This window comes from Treponema sp. (genome assembly GCF_045641405.1).
Classification (GTDB): domain Bacteria; phylum Spirochaetota; class Spirochaetia; order Treponematales; family Treponemataceae; genus Treponema_D.
On the sequence record NZ_JAZUGX010000007.1, the window covers coordinates 12,671 to 35,208 of the forward strand.

Below are 22,538 nucleotides of genomic sequence, written 5' to 3' on the forward strand. Positions count from 1 at the left end.
GTTGTTGATGTATAGTTAAACCATAAGATGAAGAGCAGGGAAAACAAAACAAATCCCAACGGCCTGCCCTTCAAGGAGTTTAATTATGAAAACAACAGTAAAGACATTCGCTATTATTTCTATCATTACACTTGGAACAGCATCGGCATTTGCAAAGCCTGCAAATAGTAACAAGACAACACAGAGCAAGACTGTGACAACTAAAACAGTAACAACAACTACTACAACAAAGACTGTTAAGGAAGAACCTAAAAAGGTAGCTTCAAAGAATCACGCAAAACCTGCACCAAAGAAGGAAATCGGTCATAAGAGAGAAAATGAAAACAAAAGACGCCATGTGACAAAGCACGAAGCTCCAAAGGCTCCAAAGACAGCCTGCAAACCAGCACCTGCTCCAGTTGTAAAGAAGGTGGAGGTGATCAAGCATCCTGGACAGACATCCTGCAAGCCCGCAACAGTCGTTAAGACCACAACAAGGCCTGCAACTGTTACTGTAGTAAAGGAAGTTGAGGTAAAACCTGTTCATGCAGAAATTGACGGAGCATCCCTTGCAGCAGGTGCAATCATTGGAGGCATTATCGGATTGACAATTGCGGCAGCAGCAAACTAAAAAATTGCATATGAAAATATAATCGGAGGGTTGGCCTTCAGGATCCGTTAAGGAGGACGGGTTCTGGAGGTTTTTTATTTGAAAAAAAATGCAGCTTCCTTTGGGAAACTGCATTTATGATTCTTTAAAAGATTAAAAAAATTACTTTATTACAATGTTCTTGAAGCAGACTTCCTTGTTCTGTCCGTTGTCGGAAAAATCAATGACAAGCTGGCAGACTTTGTTCCATTTGAAAAGACCTTCGCCAGGGAACCATCTGTTCATGGAATTGCTCCATGCGCCACAGTCTTCAAAATCCTTTAATGGAACTTTTATCTTGTGCCATTTGCCGTCGTTTACCTTGTCTTTTGGTCCAAGGGAAATTTTGCATCTCCATTCAAGCCCGTCCTTACCTTTTGAAGAATCTTCCTTATCCATAAAGTAAACGTCAAGCTTGAAATCTTTTTGTGCTGTCTTAATTTCAAATTCAAGGGAAAGACCGCTGTTTACAAGGGAAGTAAAGTCTTCCGCTCCAAGGAAATCTAGTCTGAGAGCTTCATAAGGTTTTGCTTCCGGAATGGAAATGCACAGTTCATTGTTTTCAGAAACTGCATCAAAGGCTGCTGTTGATTTTCCGCCGTTGAGATATGAAATCGGCAGGATGTTCTTTGCAAGAGTATTTCTGAATATTTTGTATTCGCCGTTTTCAAAGGAATTGTTAAGCCAGCCTGCAGTTCTAGGCTGAATATTCTTTGGCATTTTGTAGCCCATTGCTTCAATCAGATCAACATTTACATCCTGAGGAAACTGCTGTGACAAACTTCCTGTGTTGAAAATTCCAAAAGAAGCCTTGTAATCCCAGCTGATGCGGATGATGTTTCTTTCATCCATCCACTTGTTCTTAAGCCTGTACCAGTTGATTCTTTCCTGATTGTCAGGATGTGTCATGTCTACGCCGAATTCATTGCACATGAGGGCTACCTTTCTTTTGTTTGCAAAATTTACGGCATCATTCAAAGGCTTGCAGAGAACTTCTTCGCTTGAATCATGTTCATAATTTTTATAGGACTGCTTTACTGATGGTGATTCATTGTTTGGGAATGGAGGCATCTTGTCCTTGTCATAAGGGAAAGGAATATTCTTGATGTTTTTCAAATCGGTCCAAGCTGCTCCCTGATGGGTAAAGAAGAATGGAGAGTAATCATGGAAGTTGTAGATGATGTTGTCATCCTTGTAATCAGGAAGTTTAAGGAGGGCTTCAATATTATTCCAGTTTTCCGCACCTACGATAACTGTATGCTTTGTATCGATGGTTCTGATGAGATTTAAAATCCTGCCCTGAATTTTTCCCCACTTGTCGATGTCTGCATTCAAATTGCCGCTTTTAAAATGGGGTTCATTGTGTACTTCATAAAGAACATATTCTGATGAATTCTTGTAGCGCTCTGCAATCTGAGGCCAGATTTTATTGAGCATCTTTTCAACATCAGGTCGGGTTTTTGTATTTCCGTTGCAGTCGTTGTGCATGTCGATGATCATGTAGAGTTTAAGTTCTGTACACCAGGCGACTGTCTCGTCAATTATCTTCCATAATTTTTCATCGATAATAAAATCGGGATCCTTTGAAGAAAAGGCTTCGAAATGAATAGGCACGCGGACGATTTCAACGCCTATGCTCTTCATGTCTTCAAAATCCTGTCTTCCAAAAAAATTGCTGCTTACGGAAAGTCCATACCATGGTTCAAGCCAATTGGAAAGGTTTACACCTTTGTGAAAGGGCATGGTAACTTCTACGTGTGGAACACTTTTTTCTGCAAATGCACCAAGACAGCAGATGAATGATAGTATTGTGGTAAAAATTTTTTTCATGATTTTCTCCGAGAAAAATAATTACATCCCGCAGCCTGGGCGTGAAACATCATCAGGAAAGGCAACTTCAAAACCGCAGTTGGCTTCCATGTTCAGTTCACGGAGTTCTTTCTTTCCGTCGATGTAAAGCTGATAGTCGATTCCTGTGGACTCAAAACCGCAGCCCAGTTCGTAATCATCGCCAAGTGCTTCGGCAACAATCTTTGCTCTTTCTTCTTTAGTTGTGTCTTTGATTAAAATGCTACCCATGGGAGCCATTGTAACATATAGTTGAAATGAAAAAAACTGTAATGGGTGCCCCTAAAATAGACCTTCGATTGTCATCATTGTTGCGGAAAAGTCCTAAAAATAAGATAATCAAAAACATGAAATTGTGGTTAAAGTATCTTATCGGAATTGGGGTAGGTCTTGTTCTTGCTTTGATTCTTCCTCCATCAAGCGTTCAGTCTCAGGCTACTCTTGATTTTATCGTAGACCTTGTAATTCGCGTAGGACGTTACACTCTCGTTCCTGTCCTTTTCTTTTCCGTTGCAGTTTCTGCTTTCAAGCTTCGTGATGAAAAACAGCTTTACAGGACGGCAGGATGGACTTTGGGAGTAATAGTTGCTTCTTCACTGGGACTTATGATTATCGGTCTTATTTCGGCACTTATTATCAAGCTTCCAAGAATTCCAATTACAACTGAAAAAATCAGCGAAGTTGTTCCATTTACATGGCGTACCCTTGTTACAAAGATTTTCCCTCATTCAGGATTTGAGGCATTGATTGATGGTGTATATCTTTTCCCTTGTTTTGTATTTGCATTCCTTGCAGGGGCAGGTTCGGCAAGCGACTTGAACGCATCTAAATCTGCAGTTGGTCTTTTTGATTCTTTGAGCAAGGTATTCTATATCGTGATGTCATTCTTTACGGAAATACTTGCAATTGGAATGATCGCTGTAATGTTCCGCTGGACACTTGAATTCATTGCAACCATGAAGACTGGCGTTTTCAATAGCCTTATCCTGATGCTTTTTGTGCTTTTGCTTTTGGTTGCTTTTGTTATCTATCCGTTGATTTTAAGATTCTTCTGCCATGAACTTCATCCATTCAAGGTGCTTTATGCAGGAGTCTGTCCTTTTATCACGGCTTTCTTCAGCGGAGACACAAACCTTGCACTTACCCTTCATCTTCGTCACGGTAAGGAATCTCTGGGAATCAAGAGAAGGGTAAATGCCTTTGCTTTCCCACTGTTCTCGATTTTTGGTCGCGGTGGAGCAGCCCTTGTTCAGACAATCAGCTTTGTTTTGATTTTACGCTCTTACTCAAGTCTTGGCATTCCTGTAACAGATGTTTTCTGGATCGGCGGAATTTCTTTCCTTCTTTCTTTTGCACTTGCAGGAATTCCATGTGGTGGACCTTTCATTGCAGTAACGGCAATGTGTTTGATTTATGGACGCAACTTTGAATCAGGATATCTTCTTTTGAAAAATGCGGCGCCTGTAATCTGTGCCTTTGCAGCAGGTATCGATGCCCTTACGGCAATTTTCGGTTCCTACATCGTTGCAGTAAAGACAAAGACCGTTCACCACCAGGAACTTAGAAAGTACATTTAATCTTGCAGGAATAGAAATGAACATCTGTCTTTTTACAAGTGAAGAAATAAATAATCCACTGAGCACTGCCGATGAACGCGGTCAGCATCTTGTAAAGGTTCTCCATAAAAAAGAAGGGGAATCTTTTTCTGCTGGCGTAATCGGAGGCAAGGCTGGGAAAGCAACGATTGAAAAAATCGAAGATGGAAAAATTTTCTTTTCTTTTGCAGAAGAGACAGATGGAAAAAATCTTTTCCCTTTAAAAATGATAATCGGATTTCCACGCCCCATTCAGCTTAAGCGCCTTCTGCGCGACATGGCTGCCCTGGGCGTTTCGGAAGTTCACCTTACAAAAACCGAGCTTACAGAAAAATCTTACCTTAACAGCGATCTTGCAACTACAGATGCAGGAACAAAAATGCTCTTGGACGGAACTGTTCAGGCTGCAAGCACTCATGTGCCAGAACTTTTCATACACAAATCATTAAAGGAATGCCTTGACTACATAAAGGAAAATTCCAATCCTGGCATCAAGCTTTGCGCCCTCGATAACATTGAACCGACAGCAACTCTTGGTTCCCTTGAATTCAACAGTGGGGAAGGTGCCTGTGCCGCCATCGGAAGTGAGCGTGGATGGACTGCAAAGGAACGTCAGCTGATGAAGGAAAACGGATTTACCTTGCTTGGAATGGGCAGCCGTGTCATGCGCACTGAGACCGCAGCAACCGTTGCCGCAAGCATCATCCTCAACAGCATGAGATGCCTGGCCTAGCTTTATAAAATGCTGCTCAACTATCGAAAATGAATAAAAAGTTTTGAATGTACTACCAGGGAAAGCACGTCAATTCGCCACGGTTGTGAGTAACAAATCAGAAGCGGTATTTCAATATACTACCCTCATAAAATCAACCTGACAAAACAAGTTTAAAAATGACAGGAAGAATGTTTTCTCAAGCACTAGAATGAGATCAAATTCCAGCTGCAGGAGAAACATATGAGTGACGTTCTTTATTTTTACAGACAGACAAGTGCCTTTACCTATCTTGGGCCTTATGAAAATTTTGCAAAAAATCTGACCGACGATGTAAAGGAGCTTGCCTTGCTTCAGCGCAGGCAGATAATTCATCCCGTGGCAATAATAAATGCAAGGAAGGGAATCCGTGCAGATGAGGTTGAACTTTCGGAGATTCCATTCGATGCATTGCTTTTTGAAAACGAAAGGTTTCATACGGCAGGATCAATCATGCATGAGCTTCTTCGCCGCGATAAAAACTACAGCCTTGAAAGAAAAACAAAAGACAAGCTGCACCTCTGCTGCCGTGAACAGGCAATCCTTCTTGCTTCGATATTAAAGGTAAAGGGAATTCCTGCCCGTGCAAGAAGTGGATTTGCCCCATACATTTCCGACGGAACGACAGCCTTTGACCACTGGATTACAGAATGGTTTGATGAAAAATCAGGACGCTGGATTTTGACTGATGCCGATTGCTGCGAGGAAAAAATTGACTTTGATCCATTTGATTTTTCCCGTGATAGATTCATCTTTGGTGCACAGGCCTACCTTGGGCTCAGGAAAGGAAATTTTAAAACCGAACAGATCCGCCATGCCTCAAACCCTCCTACCTACGGAATCAAGGCAGCTCTCTGGGGAATGTTCTTTGACTTTCATTCCCTGATGAATGATGAAATTTTCTTCTGGCATAAACCCCGTTATCTTGAAGAATGCAATTATGATCTTTCGGAACAGCAGTACAAAGAACTTGATGATCTTGCGGAACTGATGCTTGAGCCTGAAAAGAATTTTCATGAACTTAAAAAGATATGGGACACAGTTCCAAAGTTCCGCGACCTTGCAGGTGGATTCAACTGATTTAAAAGCAAATAGGAGATAAAATAAAATCATGGAATGGATAAGCTGCATACATAAGACCATAAAATATATTGAAGAAAATCTCCTTGAGGAAAACTGTGCAGAAAAAGCCCTGCGAGAAATCTACATGTCGCCCATGCTTTTCAACAAGGGCTTTCAGATTCTTACAGGATATTCTCCTTCAACCTATGTCAGAAACAGAAGGCTGTATCTTGCAGGAAAGGAAATAAAAGAGACGGACAGAAAGATACTGGATATTGCCCTGGACTATGGCTTTGAAACAGCCGAAAGCTTTACAAAGGCATTCACACGGTTCCATGGTTCCAATCCAACACAGGTAAGGCAGGGTGCGGACCTGCATGTCTTTCTTCCGCTGAAAATAAATCTTTCAGTTTATGGCGGCGACCAGTTGAAGTGCACCGTAAGGCACATGGAACAAATCAAGATTGCAGGTTATGTAAGGGAATTTGCTTCTGAGGATGCCCGTGAAAAAATTCCTGGCTTCTGGGATGAAGTTCTTGCAAAGGATAATTCTGCTGGAGAATATGCTCTCTGCATTGACGACATGGGAAAAGAAAAATTCCATTACCTCATTGGAAAAAAAATCGATGACGAAAAAATTCCCGAAGGAATGGAAATTTATGTTCTGCCTGAACAGGATTGGGCTGTCTTTGAATGCCACGGGGAAAATCCAGAGGCAATACAGTCCCTCGATGAAAAAATCTGGAAGGAATGGCTGCCTGGAAACTCCGAATACGAACTTGACGGGAACATCAATGTCGAATGGTATGGGAAAGATCAGGACAGTGCAATTTGGCTTCCAGTAAAATCAATTTAAAAATCATTTCCTTCTCTGAAATTAAATTTCAACAAGACCTGAACCGCGAAGTTTACGGAAGATTTTTTCGTACTCCGGATTTTTTGCAAGAAAATTTTTCATGGGTTCCGGGTTGAAGTTTTCGCACTTAAGGCAGTCAAGGGCATCAAGGAATTCTTTCTGGATGCCATCCTTTCCTTCCGGAAGCTTTGAACGGTATTCTTCCTGCATGTAGCTCCACAAAATGTGGCGGCCGTCCTGCATTATTTTTCCGCCAAGCCAGCGGCATTTTTCAACTGAAGGAAATTTTCCCCAGGCGGAATTTCTTTCTGCCTCATAAAGGGCGATGGCATTTTCAATGAAGTCCTTTGGAATTGTAGGAGCCGGTGTCTTGAAATCAAACCACTTGTTTACGCTCATGGAAAGTTTTTCTCCGTGCATCCATGCCTGAAGCGAGGCATTGAGACCGTCACCAAATTTTGCAAGGCGGTTTTCGCCTTCAAAGTGAAGTCCGTTCTTTGCAAAGATACCGGCGTTCTTTGGCTCAACAGGTTTTAAGTCTGGATATTTGCCTTCCTTCCATTCAGAATAAATCCTTGAGTGTCGTGTAAGAACAAACTTGTGCCAGAAGCAGCTGTCGAGTAAGCCTGCCTCATAAAGCTGCCTTAAGGTTTCCATAGAGTTGATGGTGTCCTGTTCCGTCTCGCCAAAATAACCGTAGATCATGTAGGCGTGGACAAGAATGCCAGCTTCCTTGAATGCACAGCAGGCCTTTACGATTGAGTTTATGTCTGTTCCCTTGCTGATGCTGTCAAGGCCAGATCCCGTCGCAATTTCGATTCCGCCTGAAACGCCAATGAGACCGCCGGCAGCCATAAAGTCCGCCATGTCGCGGGTGTAGACTTTTTCAAAACGGATGTTGCCCCACCAGGAATAGTTTTTCTTTTCAGACAATGCAAGGTCTGCATATTTTACCATTGCCTTTGGAGGCATGGCTTCGTCAACAAAATGGATTCCACGGACCTTATGTTCATCAAGCTGGGAAGAAAGACCTTTATAAAGGTTTTCAATGGAGGTCATTTTGTAGGATGAAACGTAATCCAAAGTGGTGTCGCAGAAAGCACAGCGGTGCCAGTAGCAGCCGTGGGCAAGGTAAGCCTTCATCCAGGCGCCGTCAGACCACAACCGCTGCATTGGATTTATGTCATCTGCAACGCGGGGATACTTTGAAAAATCTATATTGGAATAATCAGGAACAATTGATTCCGTCATCTGGTTTTCAAATTTTTCGTAAACGGAATTTTTGTGCTCGGCACATTTGATTTCCGGGTTGAGCAAAGTCATCTTATAAAGTGGATTGGAAAAATTGCCGTCAAAAACCCCAAGGTCCAGAAGGTTTTTGTAGCTTCCGTATCCCCTGTCATAGCTTATGGCATCCGCATACTTTCCAAAGGCTTTGTCCTTGATTTCGCGAAGTTCAGTGTTGATGAAACCGCCGCCAAAGGAAATGAAAAAACGGTTCCCGAATTTTTCCTTAAGCCATCTTCCCGTAAAAAGTGCGGAAGTAAAGGTTCCGGCAAAAGGAACAGAAATGCAGACAAGGGTGTTCTCCTCGATGTTCAATGAACCAACGGTGCGTTCAAGAACACGGCTGTAGAATTCCTTAAGCACAGGGGAATCGATGCTTTTTTCAATTTCGGAAAAACTCGTTTCGTTTACAGTTATTGATTCTGCATAGCGCACCAGGCTGAATTCACTGTCGAACACAACGGTGATGTAGTCTGCAAGATCGGCAAGTGCCATGGTCGCAAGGTTGCGGCAGTCGTCGGCATTAGGCTCGCGGTCAAGGTTTTCGATGTAGTTTTCCATTCTTGCACCGCGGGGAACATTAGGGCTGAACATAAACTTGTGGCAGATTTCTCGGGAGCTTGTTCCGTTTCCATCTGTAAGGATGTTCATCATGTCATCGATCCAATTGATCCAAAGTTCACTTTGAAGGACATAGCGGCGGAGATTGCGTGCAGTTTCCTCATCACCCTGACTTTCGGCAGCCTTAGCTTTTTCCATGGCTTTCTTTTCTGTGAGCGCAAAAAGATGTTCAAGGCCTCTGCGAGAAAAGATTTCGTGAACCAGTTCAATGCTTAGATCAAGCCAGGTTGCCTTGTGTCCAAGAGATTTGAAAAAAGATGAAAGGTAAGCTCCGCTTGGATATGGCGCATTCAGCTGAACCAATGGAGGAGTGATGATAAGGACATTCATAATGGTAGTTTAGCATAAGGAGGATGTTTCATGAATATGTGGAAAACATTTAGGCTTTAGAATCATTTTACTATAGGCAAAGGAAAAAATATGATGACCATAGTAACTGTTGAAATGCAAAATTAAGGTTTGAATAAATACCACATAAGAAATCTATTTTTTAATGAACCAAAGTCCTGCCAGGCAGATTGCAACTCCAAGAACCTTGCTCCATGTAATGGATTCACTGTAAAGGAAAAATCCAAGAAAGATCAGGGCGATGGCAAGGAAGGCATTTGTTACTGTTGCAAGGGTGCTGACTTTCCATCCTGCTTTGTATGCATAAATGAACCCAACTTCAAGACCAGTGATGACAATTCCAAGGATGATGGTTGCCCAGTTTGACAGCTTGAATTCCTGAAAAATATTTCCGCCTTTATTTGTGACAAAATACATGGTTGCAGAGAAGATTGTTGCAACAGCGTAAGTTACTGCCATTGAGGCATATGTGTTCATCTGTTCAGGGATGCCTTTTGCGCAGATCTGGTAGAGGATGTTTGAAAATACAATTATGGCTACGGGCCAGATATAATTAAACATAATATGATTATATAGAAAGAATCGGAAAAAGTGTTGCACTTTGGAAATTATAAAAAAAGCACCTCCTAAAATTGAATTTTATCTGTCTAACTTTAGGGGTGCATTTAAAATCTATCGGAAGATCGATTCTTATTTCTTCAATTCAGCTGATGCTTCAGCAATACGGTCTTTGATCAATGGTTCCCAATCAGTTCCCTTGTACTGTTTCTGAAGTTTCTTGAGAACCTTGATTTCCATTTTAAGCATATACTTGTCATACTTTTCCTGTGAATTTGGAATTCCACCGATTACATTGTTTTCACTTGTATATTTTTCCCAAGCAGCTTTCATTCCTTCGTAAGTATTTGAACCTGGGAGTAAAATTGAGTGGTAACCGATAAAGTAAAGTGACTTATCCTTTGGAACCTTAAAATTCCATTCTGTGTTTGTGATTTCATACCATGTATCAGTTGTATTGTACACAAGCTTTCCTGGAACGATACCGACCATACCACCTGTTGTTTCATGCTTGAAGAAGCCACCCTGTTTAAGTTTTACATCTGCTCCTTTTGGAACTGGTGGTAAAATTAAAGTCATGAATGTTGTTTCAACAGTTGTCTGCCAGTTGCTGTTCTTGTCAGCAAACCACAATTTTGATCCATCTTCACCAGTAGCACCGTAAACGAGTACAGAATTTTCTGGAGTAGGATTTTCAATCATTCCTTCAGAAACGTTTCTTGAATAAAGCCCTCCACTTACTTCATCATAAGCAGATTTGTTTGGTTTCTCAGCAAATACATTTGCTGAAATTAAAGCCACGGCAAAAATAATTGAAAGCTCAATCTTTTTCATAATACTTTTATTTTCCTCTCATTTATAAGATTTCATGATTTTACAAAAAAGCAATACTTATAGCAACTATTCGAATCAAAGTGGTGGCTACTAAAACGCTAAAACGGGGACAGACCTGTTTCTTAGTGCTTCTTCGTATTACTTTGCTTCTGTAAAAATCTGCAACTAATTGCGGAATATTCAACAAAACGTTAAGATATTCCCATGTTAGCTCAAATTTTAGCCGTTTCGATTTTCTGCGTGATGTTCGTAATGATCATCCTGGAAATTTTCGAACGCCAGTGGATTACTTTGGTCTGTGGTGCTTTGACACTGCTTTTGGTATTTGGTTTGGGAATGCATTCGTGGGAAGCCGTAATGGAAACCCTCAATGTAAAAAACATTTTCACGGTCGGCTTCTGGTATGCAAAGGAAGCTGAAGAATCTTCAAGCGGAATCAACTGGGCGACAATCATCTTTATCGCCGGCATGATGATCATGGTTGAAGGTATGGCCCGCGTAGGCTTTTTCAGATGGCTCTGCATGCTCCTTGCAAAGGCAGTTAAGTACAAGGTCGTTCCTATTTTCGTGACCTTCATGCTCATGTCGTCAATCCTTGCAATGTTCATCGATTCAATTACAGTCATTCTGTTCCTTGCAGCAGTTACTGTTGAATTGAGCCAGCTCCTCAAGTTCAATCCGGTTCCTATGATTCTTTCTGAGGTTTTCTGTGCCAACTTAGGCGGTAGTGCAACAATGTGCGGTGATCCTCCAAACATCATCATCGGTACATCTTTCGGCTATTCATTTGCTGACTTCGTAATGAACACAGGTTTGATCGCTGCAATCTCGCTTGTATTTACAGTAATCTATTTCTTCTTTGTATATAAGAAGGAATTCAAAAATGTTGAATCTGTAGACACATCAACTTTCCCTACACCTGAAAGCGCAATCCTTGATAAGAAAGGATTCGGAATCAGCTGCGGAATTTTCGGTCTTGCAGTTGTTCTTCTTGTAACTCACGCACAGACACATTTGAGCGTTGCAACAATCGGTCTTGGAATTGCAATCATCACTCTTGTTACGGCACCTAAGTACATTCCAGAAATCATGAGCAAGGTTGACTACAAGACAGTTCTTTTCTTCCTTGGACTTTTCATGGTTGTAGGTGGACTTGAACAGACAGGCATTCTTGAAATTGTTGCAGGATTTATTGGTAAAATTTCCGGAGGCAATGTATACTTAATGATAGCAATCATCATCTGGGTTTCAGCAATTGCCTCGGCATTCGTAGACAACATTCCGTTTGCCGCAACAATGATTCCTGTCATCCAGAGTCTTGCAGCATCGCAGGGTGTAGCCCTTACAACAATGACTTGGGCCCTTTCTATGGGAACGGACATTGGTGGTAGTGCAACTCCAATCGGTGCAAGTGCAAACGTTGTCGGAACATCCGTAGCAGCTAAGGCAGGACATCCTGTAAGCTGGGGTACCTACTGTAAGACTGCAGTTCCTGCAACTGTAATCGTAATGATCATTTCTACCTTGGTTATCTTCGTGAGATACCTGTAAGGTGTCGGATAACTGTAGAAAATCGGGGGTTATTCTTATGGAAAAGCAGATTATCATTTCTATTGGCCGTGAATACGGAAGTGCAGGTCATATTGTAGCAAAGCAGCTTGCAGATAAGCTGGGCATTGAAGTTTTCGATAGAAACCTTCTTGACGAAGTTGCAGGCATCAAGAATGTAGATACAAACAACCTTAAGAAATACGACGAAAAGCCAAAGCTCAAGTTGTTTTCAAGGACTGTTCGCGGACATTCAAGTTCTCCTGAAGAAAACATTGCTGAACTTCAGTTTGCACTTTTGAAGTCAAAGGCTGCAGACGGAGATTCCTTTGTAATCGTAGGTAGATGTGCAGATGACATTTTCCACGGAATGGAAAACTTCATTTCCATCTTCATCTATGCTGACATGGAAGCAAAAATCAAGCGTGTAATTGAACGCCACGAAGGCTTGGACAGAAAGGGTGCCATCAAGAAGATTGAACAGCACAACAAGAAGCGTGCGGCCTACCACGACTACTTCTGCAAGAAGAGCGGAAAGTGGGGTGACAGAAGTGCTTACGATCTTTGCGTAAATTCTTCAAAGCTTGGAATTGAAGGAACAACAGAGTTGGTTTACAACTACATTCAGCAGAGAACAAAATAAAAAGGGGATGTCCCAAAAGTATTGTGCGTAGCGCTCATTGAGCTTGTCGAAATGACTGCTACGTTATTAGTGGTGGTTTCGACAGGCTCAACCACCATAAATCATACTTATTGGACATCCCATTTTTTTGCCTTAATTTAGTTCTTCTTTTTGTTCATGATGGCATCGATGCTTGTGTTCAAAGGGGTCTGTCCCCTCTGTTTTTAAACGTTAGATGACAACGGTTTTTGTATACTATTTTTCAATGAAAAATTTAATTCTGCTTACTATTTTATAGAAAATAAAACTCACGGTCGAACTAAGCGTTTTGTCCGCAATGTTTTCAATGATGCCCCCAAAGTTGTTTGCGAATTCCAGATTTGGAATTGCACAGAAAATACCTTGAACTACTATGGTTGCGGAAGAACGACCTGTATTTGAAGCATAGACAGCAGAGGCAATCATATTTCCTAGAATTCCATTGGAAATGGCGGACCATAATCCAGCCCATAAAAAACACTCTATGGAATAGCTTACCCCAGCATTGTTTTTTTTGAATTTCTGAAAGACAAGCATGGAAAAAAATACAGTACATATATGACAAAGGCAGAAAAGAAATGGTGAATGCATGAAGATGGACATGAGCAAGTTTGTACACAATGCACAGAATATCCCGGGAATACATCCGAGCAAAGCTACAATGCCAATGGTAAATAGGGAATCGAGGTATAAAGGCAATACAATTGTATCGGAAAGAGTAGAACAGAAAAAATTTAAGAGTATGCCACTTGTCAAAATTATGAATGATATTGTTTTATTTATGATTGTTCTTGTTGTATTCATGTTCATTTCCTGACTTAAAGTATTACGCCCAAAAATTTAGCAACTTTTAAAAGTTCCATTCTGTTGTGGATCCCAATCTTCTGGTAAATTATGGAAGTCTGGTTATTTATGGTTTTTTCTGATTTTCCAAGAATTTTAGCAACTTCCTGAGAATCCATCTGCTGGGCCAGCAGTTCAAATACTTCTTTTTCTTTTTTTGTGAGCATCTTGTAGTTTTCAAATATTTTTGATGAAGATTTTTCTTCCTTCTCGGAATTTGTATTTTTAGAATTCAACAGAACAGGGAGCACCTGTTGAACACTTTTGTTGTAATACACATAGCCCTGAGATACTAGAAGAATCGCTTTTTCTATTTCTTCGATAGATGCTTCTTTTGTAATGAATCCCTGGATGTGTTTTTGCAAGGCTTGTTCAATATGCAGAACGTCATTGAACATGGAGTAGACGATTATTCTTAGCTCATAAATGATCTGTCTGAATGAATCTATTTTATCAAGTCCGTTTATTCCATCTAAATTTATGTCAACAATGGCAATTCCTATGTCAGGATTATTTTCAAGTATGTACTTTGCTTCTTCTGATGTTCCAGCATAAAGAAAATTGAAAGAGGAATTCCTGTTGCTTAAAAAAGAGCCTAGGCTGTCTCGTAATCCAGCATGATCGTCAAGGAATAATATCTTCAATTGTGATAGCAATGGTTGTCCCTCCTTCAAAAATAAAATCTACTGTTCCTCCAAGATCTGAAACCCTGGTCTTTATGTTTTCAATTCCATAATGCTTTCGAACTTTTTCGGGCATTTTGTTTTCTGAAAATCCTATTCCGTTATCGCTGATTATGAATCTGAATCCATTCTTAAAATCTGTAATTTTTATTGTGACATAAGTTGCTTTGGAATGGCGTGCCGTATTGCTCAGGGCTTCGTTTAAGATCCTGAGCAGATTCAGTTTCTTGGTATCTGAAATCAGATGTATATTTGAGGAAGCCACCAATAATTCAGTCTCTATGTTGAAGTTAGTTTCGAAGGCTTTTGCGGATTCATTGAGAATTGATTCAAAATTTTCTGAAAGATTCTGATGGGTAGTTTCAATTATAAAGCGGACTTCGTTGAATGCCTGTTCAGCAAAATATTTTGCCTTGGTGCTGTTGTCGTTTTCAAGGCACATTTTAAGGGCAGCAAGATCCTGAGCAACTCCATCATGGATTTCTCTTGAGAATTTCAACTGGCTTTCAGTCAATGCTTTGGTAAGATTCAGTTCATTTTTTTGAATTAAGGAATTATGGATTATCACGCAAATGGAAACAAGAATTATGAAAAACGAAATGAACAATAGGAATCCATATCCAAACTCCAGATCCTTTTGGTTGAGGTACATTTCCTTTTGAAGAGCCATGAGAGTGGTGTTGATTTCTTCATTGAAATGGCTGTCGTCCTTGTCAATGATCAAACTGACCAGTCTGTCTAAGGTGATGCCGATTCCTTCATTGTAATAGGTAAATGTCGTAAATGATTTTTTTAAGTCATTGATTTCGTCATTCAATAGGAAAGAATCAGAATTACGGATTTGAATGCATCGTTCAGCCCTGATCAACAGATTTTCAAAATTCTCAGATTCCTTGTATTTGAAGAACAGGGTGGAAGCAAGAGAAAGTGTGGAAATATAGATGAGAATGAATTCTATTCTAAAAAACTTTGATAAAAGAACTTTTTTAGGCATTATTTCATTGTATCACAAATATAACAAAATTTTAGGGAAAAATTTCCCGAAAACAATGGGAAATATTGCTCAAGACAAAAAATATTGATGTTCTAGAATAATAGAAAATTATATCAGGGAGTATCATATGAAAATGTTTTTTACAAAAAGCCATAGAGCTGCTGTGGTATCTATTTTCTTAAGTTCACTTATTGCCTTATCGATAACCGCATGTGGAGGCGGTGGTGGAGGAGGTAGCGGAAGCGGCGATGGTTCTGCTGGAGGCAGCGGCGGTAGTCCAAGCGGTACTACGGAAACTTTGACAAATACAACATGGCTCTTTGTTACATCAGGTTCGGAAACTTCGGTTTGTTCTGGACCACATGGAACTGGAAAACCTGTTGATGATCCTACTACTCCTTCAGGACCTGGTTCAAGCTGTACGGATACTCCTAAGATAGTTACGACAGAGGAGAAAAAACAGGATCCTGTCAATGAACCTAGGACTGGATATTATCTGCATGTTGATTCCAACAATATAGCATATTTCGGAAAGGTTTCTTTTTTTGAAACAGGTACAATGTATTACGATTATGAAAGGCAAGTTGGCAAGTATGTCTGTTCCCAGCATATCGCTTCCCATGAAACTGAAATGGGAGAGCCTCGATATACCAAAAAAAACATCAGGTATGAAACGACAAAGAGCAACTATGTCTTTAGTCCACTTGCAAAGGGCCGCACCATCATTAGAAATGGTAAATTGAATTTTGAATTCCCATATGGCTATGCAGGACTTTCAGATGTAAATTTCTTTGCTTATGGTCTGACAACAACTGGGGACGATGCTATTAAGGTCTGTAAACTCTTACAGTCATCAAATAACAGCAGTTATGACAATGTCGCAAAGATTTCGGCTTCTGAACTTAGGATTGATTACTACACAAGTTGGGTCGAGTGCCAGAACTATCAAAACTCCATAAATGATGAAAAATGCCTTAAGCTTATTTCCACTACCTATTTTACCAAGTGGGAAAAGCTTCTTTACGATGAAAGCCTAAAGGGACCTAGACATGACCCTGCTTCAGTATTGCCAAAGCTCAGGGGAAAGGACCTTTTCTTTATCAATGGAGAGTCTGGACCTGTTTTCAACAGTTCATATGACTACATCAGTTTTGTTGACGAAAAGAATTACAAAAGCGAGTCCGCAACTTACAAGGGTATGGATTACTTCTATATTCCATCTTCATCGAGTGCCACACAGAAGTATTGGTCTCACTTAAAGAATGCCCAGGATAAGGATGCAATCATCTTCTCGGAAGGATCAGGTACAAACTGGACTTACAAGCTTTTCTATCTTGGAAGTGACGGCGTTCTTTACAAAAATGCTGAAAACACAACGGCAGGCTATAAGCCAGTCGCAGGTAAATTTTCAGATTATGTTGATTCATATCTAATTAATGAAAATATGTATCAGCATAAAAAGGAATATGTAGATAGCACAGCATTAGTTCGATGGTGTGAGCAGAATGCAGAATGGGTTGCTGAAGACAATAGCGAGGAATATTTAAAGTATTCAGGTGCTTCAAAGTATGATGCAAAGTTTGGTGGTACAACTTATACATTTACGGAATTTGGAGAGCTGTATAATCAGAAATGCCTGCTGATTGATACCGCTTCAAAGAAATCATTCCTCCTTACGGATAAGGGAAGATCTATTGAGATTACCGATGGTGACGGAAATGTAAAGACTCTCTCATACAGCAAACGCGCAGGCTATGAAGATTCAAATTATGTGGAAGTAACCTTCAGGACAAACAAGAAAGAAAACTACGAAAGCATTAAACAGTCATTCCTCAACTATGATACTGCAGAGGAAAACAATGCTCTCAAGGTAAAGCTTTTAAAAACAACTGCAATCAATGGCCTTACATCAGGAGATTATCCTAAGGTCGGTAAAATTCCACACGGTTATGAGCTGAAAATAAGATCTGGTTCTGAATCAGGAAGTGAAATCGACGGAAGCAGTACAGTTGCTTCGAACACAAGCCTCTTTATTGATGTAAAACCTGTTTCTTCTGCATTCTATGTTACCTATAAGCTGGGTTCAAGGCTTGCAAAGACATACAAGCTTTACACAATTAGTGGTTTTGACAACACGATCAATACTGAAGGAACTGAAAACAGGATTCTTGTATTGCCTTCTGATAAAATGTCTAATACCTATTATATTTCAAAAAAGGATTACACATACCAAGACATTGAATACAAATTCATGAATGGCGAGAATGAAGTATTTAAGGACAAGACATTCACTGAACTTTCCATTTCAGGTGACTGTACAATCAACATCGTTCCAACTGTAGATATAGTTGATTATTCAATTAAGTTTGTTCCTTCAGGATTGACCTTCAATGGCTCAACATCTCCTATAAATGTAAACAGAACAAGCATAAACACAATTGGAGGCAATGATCCTAGCGAAAGCCTTCTTTATATGGTTGGGGCAGGACAGGACTACTACTGGGTATATGACAATAAGGTAATTTACTGTTCAAAACCAGACGTATGGGACTGCGGCATTACAGGAAATACAAAACTGGGTGAGCTTGGACTGGCTGAAGGTGCAAATACGATTACTGTAAAGCCTATTCCAATGGGAGCTTTTAAACTTCCTGCGGAATTCAAGACAGACAGGATCAGCGTTTCAATTACTGGGCTTACATCTGGAATTTTGGTAGTTGATGCGACAAAATCTACAACGGTTCAGGCTTTCACATACATGATTATGGGCTCCGTTCCTCAGACCGATATGAATGCTCTTACGAAGATGATGAGCGGTTTTAAACTTAATAAGGATGGTGCTGCGTTAATGACAATTAATATGCAAAATCCTGATACTTCAAAACTTTCAGAATGCGGAATTACAGAGAATGTGACTTTGACATATGAAAGCTTGCAGTAATAGTTGATTATAGGGCATCTCCAAAAATTGCAATTTTTAGAGACTCTATAAAAAATAAGACCCCCACTGGACCATAGTCTGGTGGAGGTCTTATTTTTTATGGATATAAGCTGTGTTTATTCTAGTTCTTCTTTTTGTTCATGATGGCATCGATGCTTGAAATGAGTGCACCGCGAAGACCTGCTTTCTCAAGAGCATCTACGCCGCAGATTGTCGTTCCGTTTGGAGAACAGACTGCATCCTTAAGTACTCCAGGATGGTTTCCAGTTTTCTGCTGGAGGACAGCGCTGCCTACCATTGTCTGGCTTACAAGGCGGTATGCTGTGTCGCGACTGATTCCGTATTTGACTGCGGCATCTGCATAGGCTTCCATAATCATGTCCATGAAGGCCGGACCGCAGCCACTGATTGCACCGCCGATTCCCATCAAAGATGTATCAAGGAATTCCACAACGCCAAGGCTCTTGAAAAGTTCCACAGCCTGTTCAAGTTCTTCTGGCTTAAGGGAATTTTTCTTTTCAAAAAGCATAACGCCTTCTCCGACCATTGCAGGAGTGTTTGGCATGATGCACTGGATTCTTGTGTTGTAAGGATCGATGGCAGGGTTCAGCATATTGTTGAAGGTATCGAATACCCAACCTGCAGCAACGGAAAGCAAAACCTTTTCCTTGAGGGCTGTTCCAAGTTCAGAAATTACCGACTGAAGCTGGTATGGTTTGCAGGCTGCAATCAATGTGTCGCACTTTGATGCAAGTTCTGCAAGGGAAGCGCATGGAGTAAATCCGATTGCTTCCGCATTCTTTTTGAGTTTTTCCTGGTTAGGAGCAAAGGCAAAAACATTTTCTGCCTTCACCTTTCCTGTTGATATAAATCCTTTTGCAATTGCCTGGGCCATGTTGCCCATTCCGATAAATCCGATGTTAGTCATAATGGAATCAGTTTATAACTAATCTTCATTCAAGGATAGTAGTTTTTAGCTATTATGGAATTATGGAATATTCCCTTTATGTCATTGAATTATTGTTGTATCTTGGAATCATGAAGACATATCACAGTTCACTTTCGAGCAATGAAATATATTTAAGGCTTGCGTCAAGAACGCAGAACATATCAAAGACTTTTTTTGATCCAATATATGAAGGATGGGTGACAGAGAAGGAGTTCAAAATTGGATTGGCAGCAAATAAAACTGATTTTGCATTGTTGACCAGAAGACTTCCGTTTGAGCCTGTCATAATCGGTAAAATGAATGAATCTTCTTCAGGAGGAACTGATATACATATTCATGTCCGTCCTCGATTTTATGACGTTTTTCTGCACGTGCTGGTCCTAATAGGAATTCCAACTTATGAGATCATCAAACACCGTGAATTTGATTCAGATTTTTTTCGCATATATGTTATTGTTTTGGGAACAGTATTTACATTGATGTGTTATATTCCTTATTTCCTGACAAGAAAAAAATTGATTGAAAAATTCAAAAAGAATCTGGAGATATGATCGAAATGAAGTAAAATGATTTTTGAAGCAAAAATAGGAGATTTTACTGAAACTCCAGCGGCAATTGATAACCTTAGGGAAAAGTCAGAGAAATAGATTGATTGTTTGATGGAAAAAAGCTGTTGTGGTATATTAAAGGAAAGGAAATGCCCAAACATTTGGTCATCTCCACGTTTAGCTTTTGAATCCTATAAGGATGCAAGACCGCTTCAGTGTGTCTGGGCGGTCATTTTTTTTACTCTTTTCTATCGTGTAGGTAGGAGAGTACTGCCATAACTGCAAGAACAATAGTTGCACTGCCATGTAATTCCTTGACCGCTGCATCTGTGATATAATCAAGCCATGATGAAAATTAGAGAAAAAAGTATTTTTGTTATGACTTGCCTTTGGACAGTCTGTATGTGTTTTTCTGGATGCAATGGTGGAAAAAGTTCCTACAGGAAACTTTTTGGAGACTATGATTTTTCCACCGTTCAATACAAGCCCTACGAAAGTTCAGATGATTCCGATGAAAACAATAATGATTTTGATACGGAAGACGAAGAACTTTGCAAGGACTATACACTCCATAGAAGATTCGGAGAATTTGTTTACGTAAAGGCATCTGACCACATCTGCATTGCAGATTACATCCCAAAGGAAAACAGATATCATGAATCGGTAGACACTGTTGTCTTTCCTGAATACATAGAGGATCTTCCCGTCACCTATATTTCACGCAAGGGGTTTTCTTGGGCGCCCATACATCCTACCCATCACATAGAAAAATTTTATATACCTAAAACCGTTACTTTAATTCAAGAAGGACTTTTTATCTGGACTAGTGAAGACGCAGATTATATTGATTCAATAGAAATCGATCCTGAAAATCCTGTTTATGAAATTGATAAACAGCGGGTTGATCCGGAAGATCCTTCATCAGAAAGCTGGCATTACTATGGAATATATGACAAGACCCAGAAAAAACTTGTTGGATTGGTTCCAGAATGTTCGATACACGATAAATGTTCTTCAGATAAATATTATTATGTAAAAAAAGGAACAAGAATCATTGGAAGGCACAGCATTGACCCTTGTACAGTGAGCACATTGATTCTTCCTGAAAGTGTCAGAAAAGTTGAATTCAATTATTTTGACGACAGTTGTGAAGGATTTAAAATTGAAGGAGGGAAGAACGCTGAATTCTTTCCTGAGTACAGAAAAATCAGAAGCCAGGATGAAGAAAATTCAGAAGAACCAAAAGATCCTGACTTTGTCGATGACTACAAGGCAAGAGGGTATGCAGTTCTTCCAGATCCAGGCTTCAATCCAATCCCTGACAGTTTTGTCGTAAATGGCGTGGTGATTTCAAATAAGCTGGGATATGAAAACGGATATATCTATGAAAAGAAAAACGGAGAAATTGAATATCTTCTTGAGGCGCCGGAAGATGGAGTGCTGAATGTTTCAGAAAATGTAAAAAAAATTAATTGGCATATTACAACTTTGTACTATGACTTGAAGGACAAGAAGAAATACAAACATGTTAAACTAAAAAAAGTTATTCTGCCTGATACTCTGGAAAAGGTTTCCGAAACTTATTATGACGATGTTCTTAGTTTTGAAATTTCGCCAAGAAGCAGGAATTTCATGTATGAAGATGGATTTATCATAAACAAAAACAGTATGAGTGTTTGCGCCATAGATGAATCCACGGAAGCAAAGGAATTCCTGATTGTTCCTGATGGTGTAAAGAGTATAGACCTGGATATGCCGGAAAAGAATGTTTTTATTCCGGATAGCATTGTATCAATGTCAACTAGATGTGAAAATGACAGTGTCTTTTATGGCAGACCTGATTCATGGGGTGACAAATATGGAAGGGGCCTCAATTACTACAACTGGCATAGGTTTTCCAAAATCGGTGGAGAAAAGCGTGCTGTTTATTCTGTAAATGAAAACATCAGGATGAGAAAATCTTCGGATCTGGATTCTGAAATCGAATGCGTAGTCAACAACGGAAGCATTCTGTATCAGATTGAAGGAAAGGATGAAGAAATAGAAATAGACGGAATCAATGGACACTGGATCAAGGTTGCAGCTTACAAAGATGCTTTTGATAAGGATGGTAAACTGCTTGAACCAGGAACCTCAGGATGGGTTTTTGACGGTTACCTTAAAAAAATCTATGACTGACCCTAGGTAAAACAAAGTGGCTGCCCTAGAAGTTGTTCAAAACTTCACAAAGGACAGCCTTTTTTTTCTGAGTCTATATTTGGTGCAGTACGTTGTCTATTAGAATTTCCATGAAACACCGATGGCAGGAACAACAAGGAATGAACTCTTCAAATCTGCTTTGGTGGAAGATGAATTTACTTTGCGCTCTATTTTTCCTGGAAGGACAATTTCTGCCGTCATTGTTCCGTAGACAGAAAAACTCTTTGAGAATGTGTAGATAAAAGTTCCGTTAACGCCCATGACAGGAAGCAGGAAAGTATACTTGTATTCATTCTTTGTTCTGTTTCCAATTAAGATTTCAGTAGATCCTTCAAACATGGAATAGTTGATTCCAAAGATTCCGTAAACACCAAGGAACATGTTTTTATCATGGATCGGGGCATAACCACAACCTGCAAGAAATTCAAGATTCATTCCGTCAAAGTAATCGCTGCCAAACTTGATGTCAGAACCAGCATAACCATAATCAAGAATAGCCCTAACCGAAAATCCATTTTCATGTACTCCGGTATATCCCATGTCAATACCGGCTATAGGACTGATCTTTACCTTACCTCCGTCATTTTCTGCTTCCAGGTTAAGGGGGTTGCATGGAAATCTTACACCTACATTTACGAAATTTTCCCATGTCTTTGCAGATGCAGCAACTGCAATCAGGACACCAGCAAAAACTGCAATAATTTTCTTCATAAATTGAAACTCCTCTAAATAGATAATTAAAATATAACACCAAAATTCAGGAAAACAAGCTGTAAAGTATATA

The 22,538-nt window shown here is 40.0% G+C and carries 21 protein-coding genes; 11 read left to right on the top strand and 10 right to left on the bottom strand.

Features of this window, described 5'->3' with window-relative positions:
- Positions 1-85: 85 nt before the first annotated feature.
- Positions 86-610 carry a hypothetical protein gene (locus tag ACKI39_RS01715; RefSeq protein WP_407397036.1) on the top strand — a complete coding sequence of 175 codons (525 nt, stop codon included), beginning with the start codon at positions 86-88 and terminating at the stop codon, positions 608-610.
- A gap of 141 nt (positions 611-751) precedes the next feature.
- On the opposite strand, the gene ACKI39_RS01720 is transcribed toward ACKI39_RS01715, so the two are convergent.
- Both ACKI39_RS01720 and ACKI39_RS01725 read right to left on the bottom strand, forming a co-directional pair.
- Positions 752-2,458, bottom strand: coding sequence for a glycoside hydrolase family 5 protein (locus tag ACKI39_RS01720; protein ID WP_407397038.1), 1,707 nt, complete (start codon positions 2,456-2,458; stop codon positions 752-754).
- A gap of 21 nt (positions 2,459-2,479) precedes the next feature.
- Complete coding sequence (locus ACKI39_RS01725; RefSeq protein WP_407397040.1) at positions 2,480-2,707, bottom strand: purine biosynthesis protein PurH; 228 nt, start codon at positions 2,705-2,707, stop codon at positions 2,480-2,482.
- Positions 2,708-2,823: 116 nt separating this feature from the next.
- Here ACKI39_RS01725 and ACKI39_RS01730 point away from each other — a divergent pair, with 116 nt between their 5' ends.
- The 4 genes from ACKI39_RS01730 to ACKI39_RS01745 all read left to right on the top strand — a co-directional run bounded on the left by ACKI39_RS01730 (position 2,824) and on the right by ACKI39_RS01745 (position 6,740).
- On the top strand, positions 2,824-4,053 hold the full coding sequence (locus ACKI39_RS01730; protein WP_407397042.1) for a dicarboxylate/amino acid:cation symporter: 1,230 nt from the start codon (positions 2,824-2,826) through the stop codon (positions 4,051-4,053).
- 16 nt (positions 4,054-4,069) lie between these two features.
- Positions 4,070-4,804, top strand: a complete 735-nt coding sequence (locus tag ACKI39_RS01735; RefSeq protein WP_407397044.1) for a 16S rRNA (uracil(1498)-N(3))-methyltransferase — start codon at positions 4,070-4,072, stop codon at positions 4,802-4,804.
- A 222-nt stretch (positions 4,805-5,026) separates the two neighbouring features.
- Positions 5,027-5,902: a transglutaminase-like domain-containing protein gene (locus tag ACKI39_RS01740; protein ID WP_407397046.1), complete on the top strand. Its 876-nt coding sequence runs from the start codon at positions 5,027-5,029 to the stop codon at positions 5,900-5,902.
- Between the two features lie 31 nt (positions 5,903-5,933).
- Positions 5,934-6,740: an AraC family transcriptional regulator gene (locus tag ACKI39_RS01745; RefSeq protein WP_407397048.1), complete on the top strand. Its 807-nt coding sequence runs from the start codon at positions 5,934-5,936 to the stop codon at positions 6,738-6,740.
- Positions 6,741-6,761: 21 nt separating this feature from the next.
- Here ACKI39_RS01745 and ACKI39_RS01750 read toward each other — a convergent pair whose 3' ends face one another.
- The 3 genes from ACKI39_RS01750 to ACKI39_RS01760 form a co-directional block, all read right to left on the bottom strand.
- On the bottom strand, positions 6,762-8,978 hold the full coding sequence (locus ACKI39_RS01750) for a radical SAM protein (RefSeq protein WP_407397050.1): 2,217 nt from the start codon (positions 8,976-8,978) through the stop codon (positions 6,762-6,764).
- Positions 8,979-9,131: 153 nt separating this feature from the next.
- Entirely contained in the window at positions 9,132-9,557 is a 426-nt protein-coding gene (locus ACKI39_RS01755) for an EamA family transporter (protein ID WP_407397052.1), read from the bottom strand.
- Between the two features lie 129 nt (positions 9,558-9,686).
- A complete protein-coding gene (locus tag ACKI39_RS01760) occupies positions 9,687-10,388 on the bottom strand; it encodes a hypothetical protein (RefSeq protein WP_407397054.1) in 702 nt (233 codons plus the stop codon).
- A 204-nt stretch (positions 10,389-10,592) separates the two neighbouring features.
- Between ACKI39_RS01760 and ACKI39_RS01765 the strand changes: the two genes are divergently transcribed.
- Both ACKI39_RS01765 and ACKI39_RS01770 read left to right on the top strand, forming a co-directional pair.
- Positions 10,593-11,939, top strand: a complete 1,347-nt coding sequence (locus ACKI39_RS01765; protein WP_407397056.1) for an ArsB/NhaD family transporter — start codon at positions 10,593-10,595, stop codon at positions 11,937-11,939.
- 37 nt (positions 11,940-11,976) lie between these two features.
- Positions 11,977-12,579, top strand: a complete 603-nt coding sequence (locus tag ACKI39_RS01770; protein WP_407397058.1) for a cytidylate kinase-like family protein — start codon at positions 11,977-11,979, stop codon at positions 12,577-12,579.
- A gap of 234 nt (positions 12,580-12,813) precedes the next feature.
- Here the strand turns inward: ACKI39_RS01770 and ACKI39_RS01775 are convergent, their stop codons facing one another.
- The gene (locus ACKI39_RS01775; RefSeq protein ID WP_407397060.1) at positions 12,814-13,134 is read right to left on the bottom strand and encodes a hypothetical protein; all 321 of its coding nucleotides are present in this window, start codon (positions 13,132-13,134) and stop codon (positions 12,814-12,816) included.
- A 52-nt stretch (positions 13,135-13,186) separates the two neighbouring features.
- Here ACKI39_RS01775 and ACKI39_RS01780 point away from each other — a divergent pair, with 52 nt between their 5' ends.
- The gene (locus ACKI39_RS01780; RefSeq protein WP_407397062.1) at positions 13,187-13,414 is read left to right on the top strand and encodes a hypothetical protein; all 228 of its coding nucleotides are present in this window, start codon (positions 13,187-13,189) and stop codon (positions 13,412-13,414) included.
- A gap of 1 nt (position 13,415) precedes the next feature.
- Here ACKI39_RS01780 and ACKI39_RS01785 read toward each other — a convergent pair whose 3' ends face one another.
- Both ACKI39_RS01785 and ACKI39_RS01790 read right to left on the bottom strand, forming a co-directional pair.
- Positions 13,416-14,096, bottom strand: a complete 681-nt coding sequence (locus ACKI39_RS01785; RefSeq protein ID WP_407397064.1) for a response regulator — start codon at positions 14,094-14,096, stop codon at positions 13,416-13,418.
- Entirely contained in the window at positions 14,065-15,117 is a 1,053-nt protein-coding gene (locus tag ACKI39_RS01790; protein ID WP_407397066.1) for a sensor histidine kinase, read from the bottom strand. The genes ACKI39_RS01785 and ACKI39_RS01790 overlap by 32 nt, the downstream gene beginning before the upstream one ends.
- 127 nt (positions 15,118-15,244) lie before the next feature.
- Between ACKI39_RS01790 and ACKI39_RS01795 the strand changes: the two genes are divergently transcribed.
- Entirely contained in the window at positions 15,245-18,058 is a 2,814-nt protein-coding gene (locus tag ACKI39_RS01795; RefSeq protein ID WP_407397068.1) for a hypothetical protein, read from the top strand.
- 121 nt (positions 18,059-18,179) lie between these two features.
- On the opposite strand, the gene proC is transcribed toward ACKI39_RS01795, so the two are convergent.
- Positions 18,180-18,986, bottom strand: coding sequence for a pyrroline-5-carboxylate reductase (gene proC, locus ACKI39_RS01800; protein WP_407397070.1), 807 nt, complete (start codon positions 18,984-18,986; stop codon positions 18,180-18,182).
- Between the two features lie 62 nt (positions 18,987-19,048).
- Here proC and ACKI39_RS01805 point away from each other — a divergent pair, with 62 nt between their 5' ends.
- Positions 19,049-19,558 carry a hypothetical protein gene (locus tag ACKI39_RS01805; protein ID WP_407397072.1) on the top strand — a complete coding sequence of 170 codons (510 nt, stop codon included), beginning with the start codon at positions 19,049-19,051 and terminating at the stop codon, positions 19,556-19,558.
- Between the two features lie 342 nt (positions 19,559-19,900).
- Positions 19,901-21,733, top strand: a complete 1,833-nt coding sequence (locus tag ACKI39_RS01810; RefSeq protein WP_407397074.1) for a hypothetical protein — start codon at positions 19,901-19,903, stop codon at positions 21,731-21,733.
- Between the two features lie 99 nt (positions 21,734-21,832).
- Here ACKI39_RS01810 and ACKI39_RS01815 read toward each other — a convergent pair whose 3' ends face one another.
- Positions 21,833-22,465 (bottom strand): hypothetical protein, encoded by a 633-nt coding sequence (locus ACKI39_RS01815; protein ID WP_407397076.1) that lies wholly within the window; start codon positions 22,463-22,465, stop codon positions 21,833-21,835.
- Positions 22,466-22,538 lie beyond the last annotated feature (73 nt).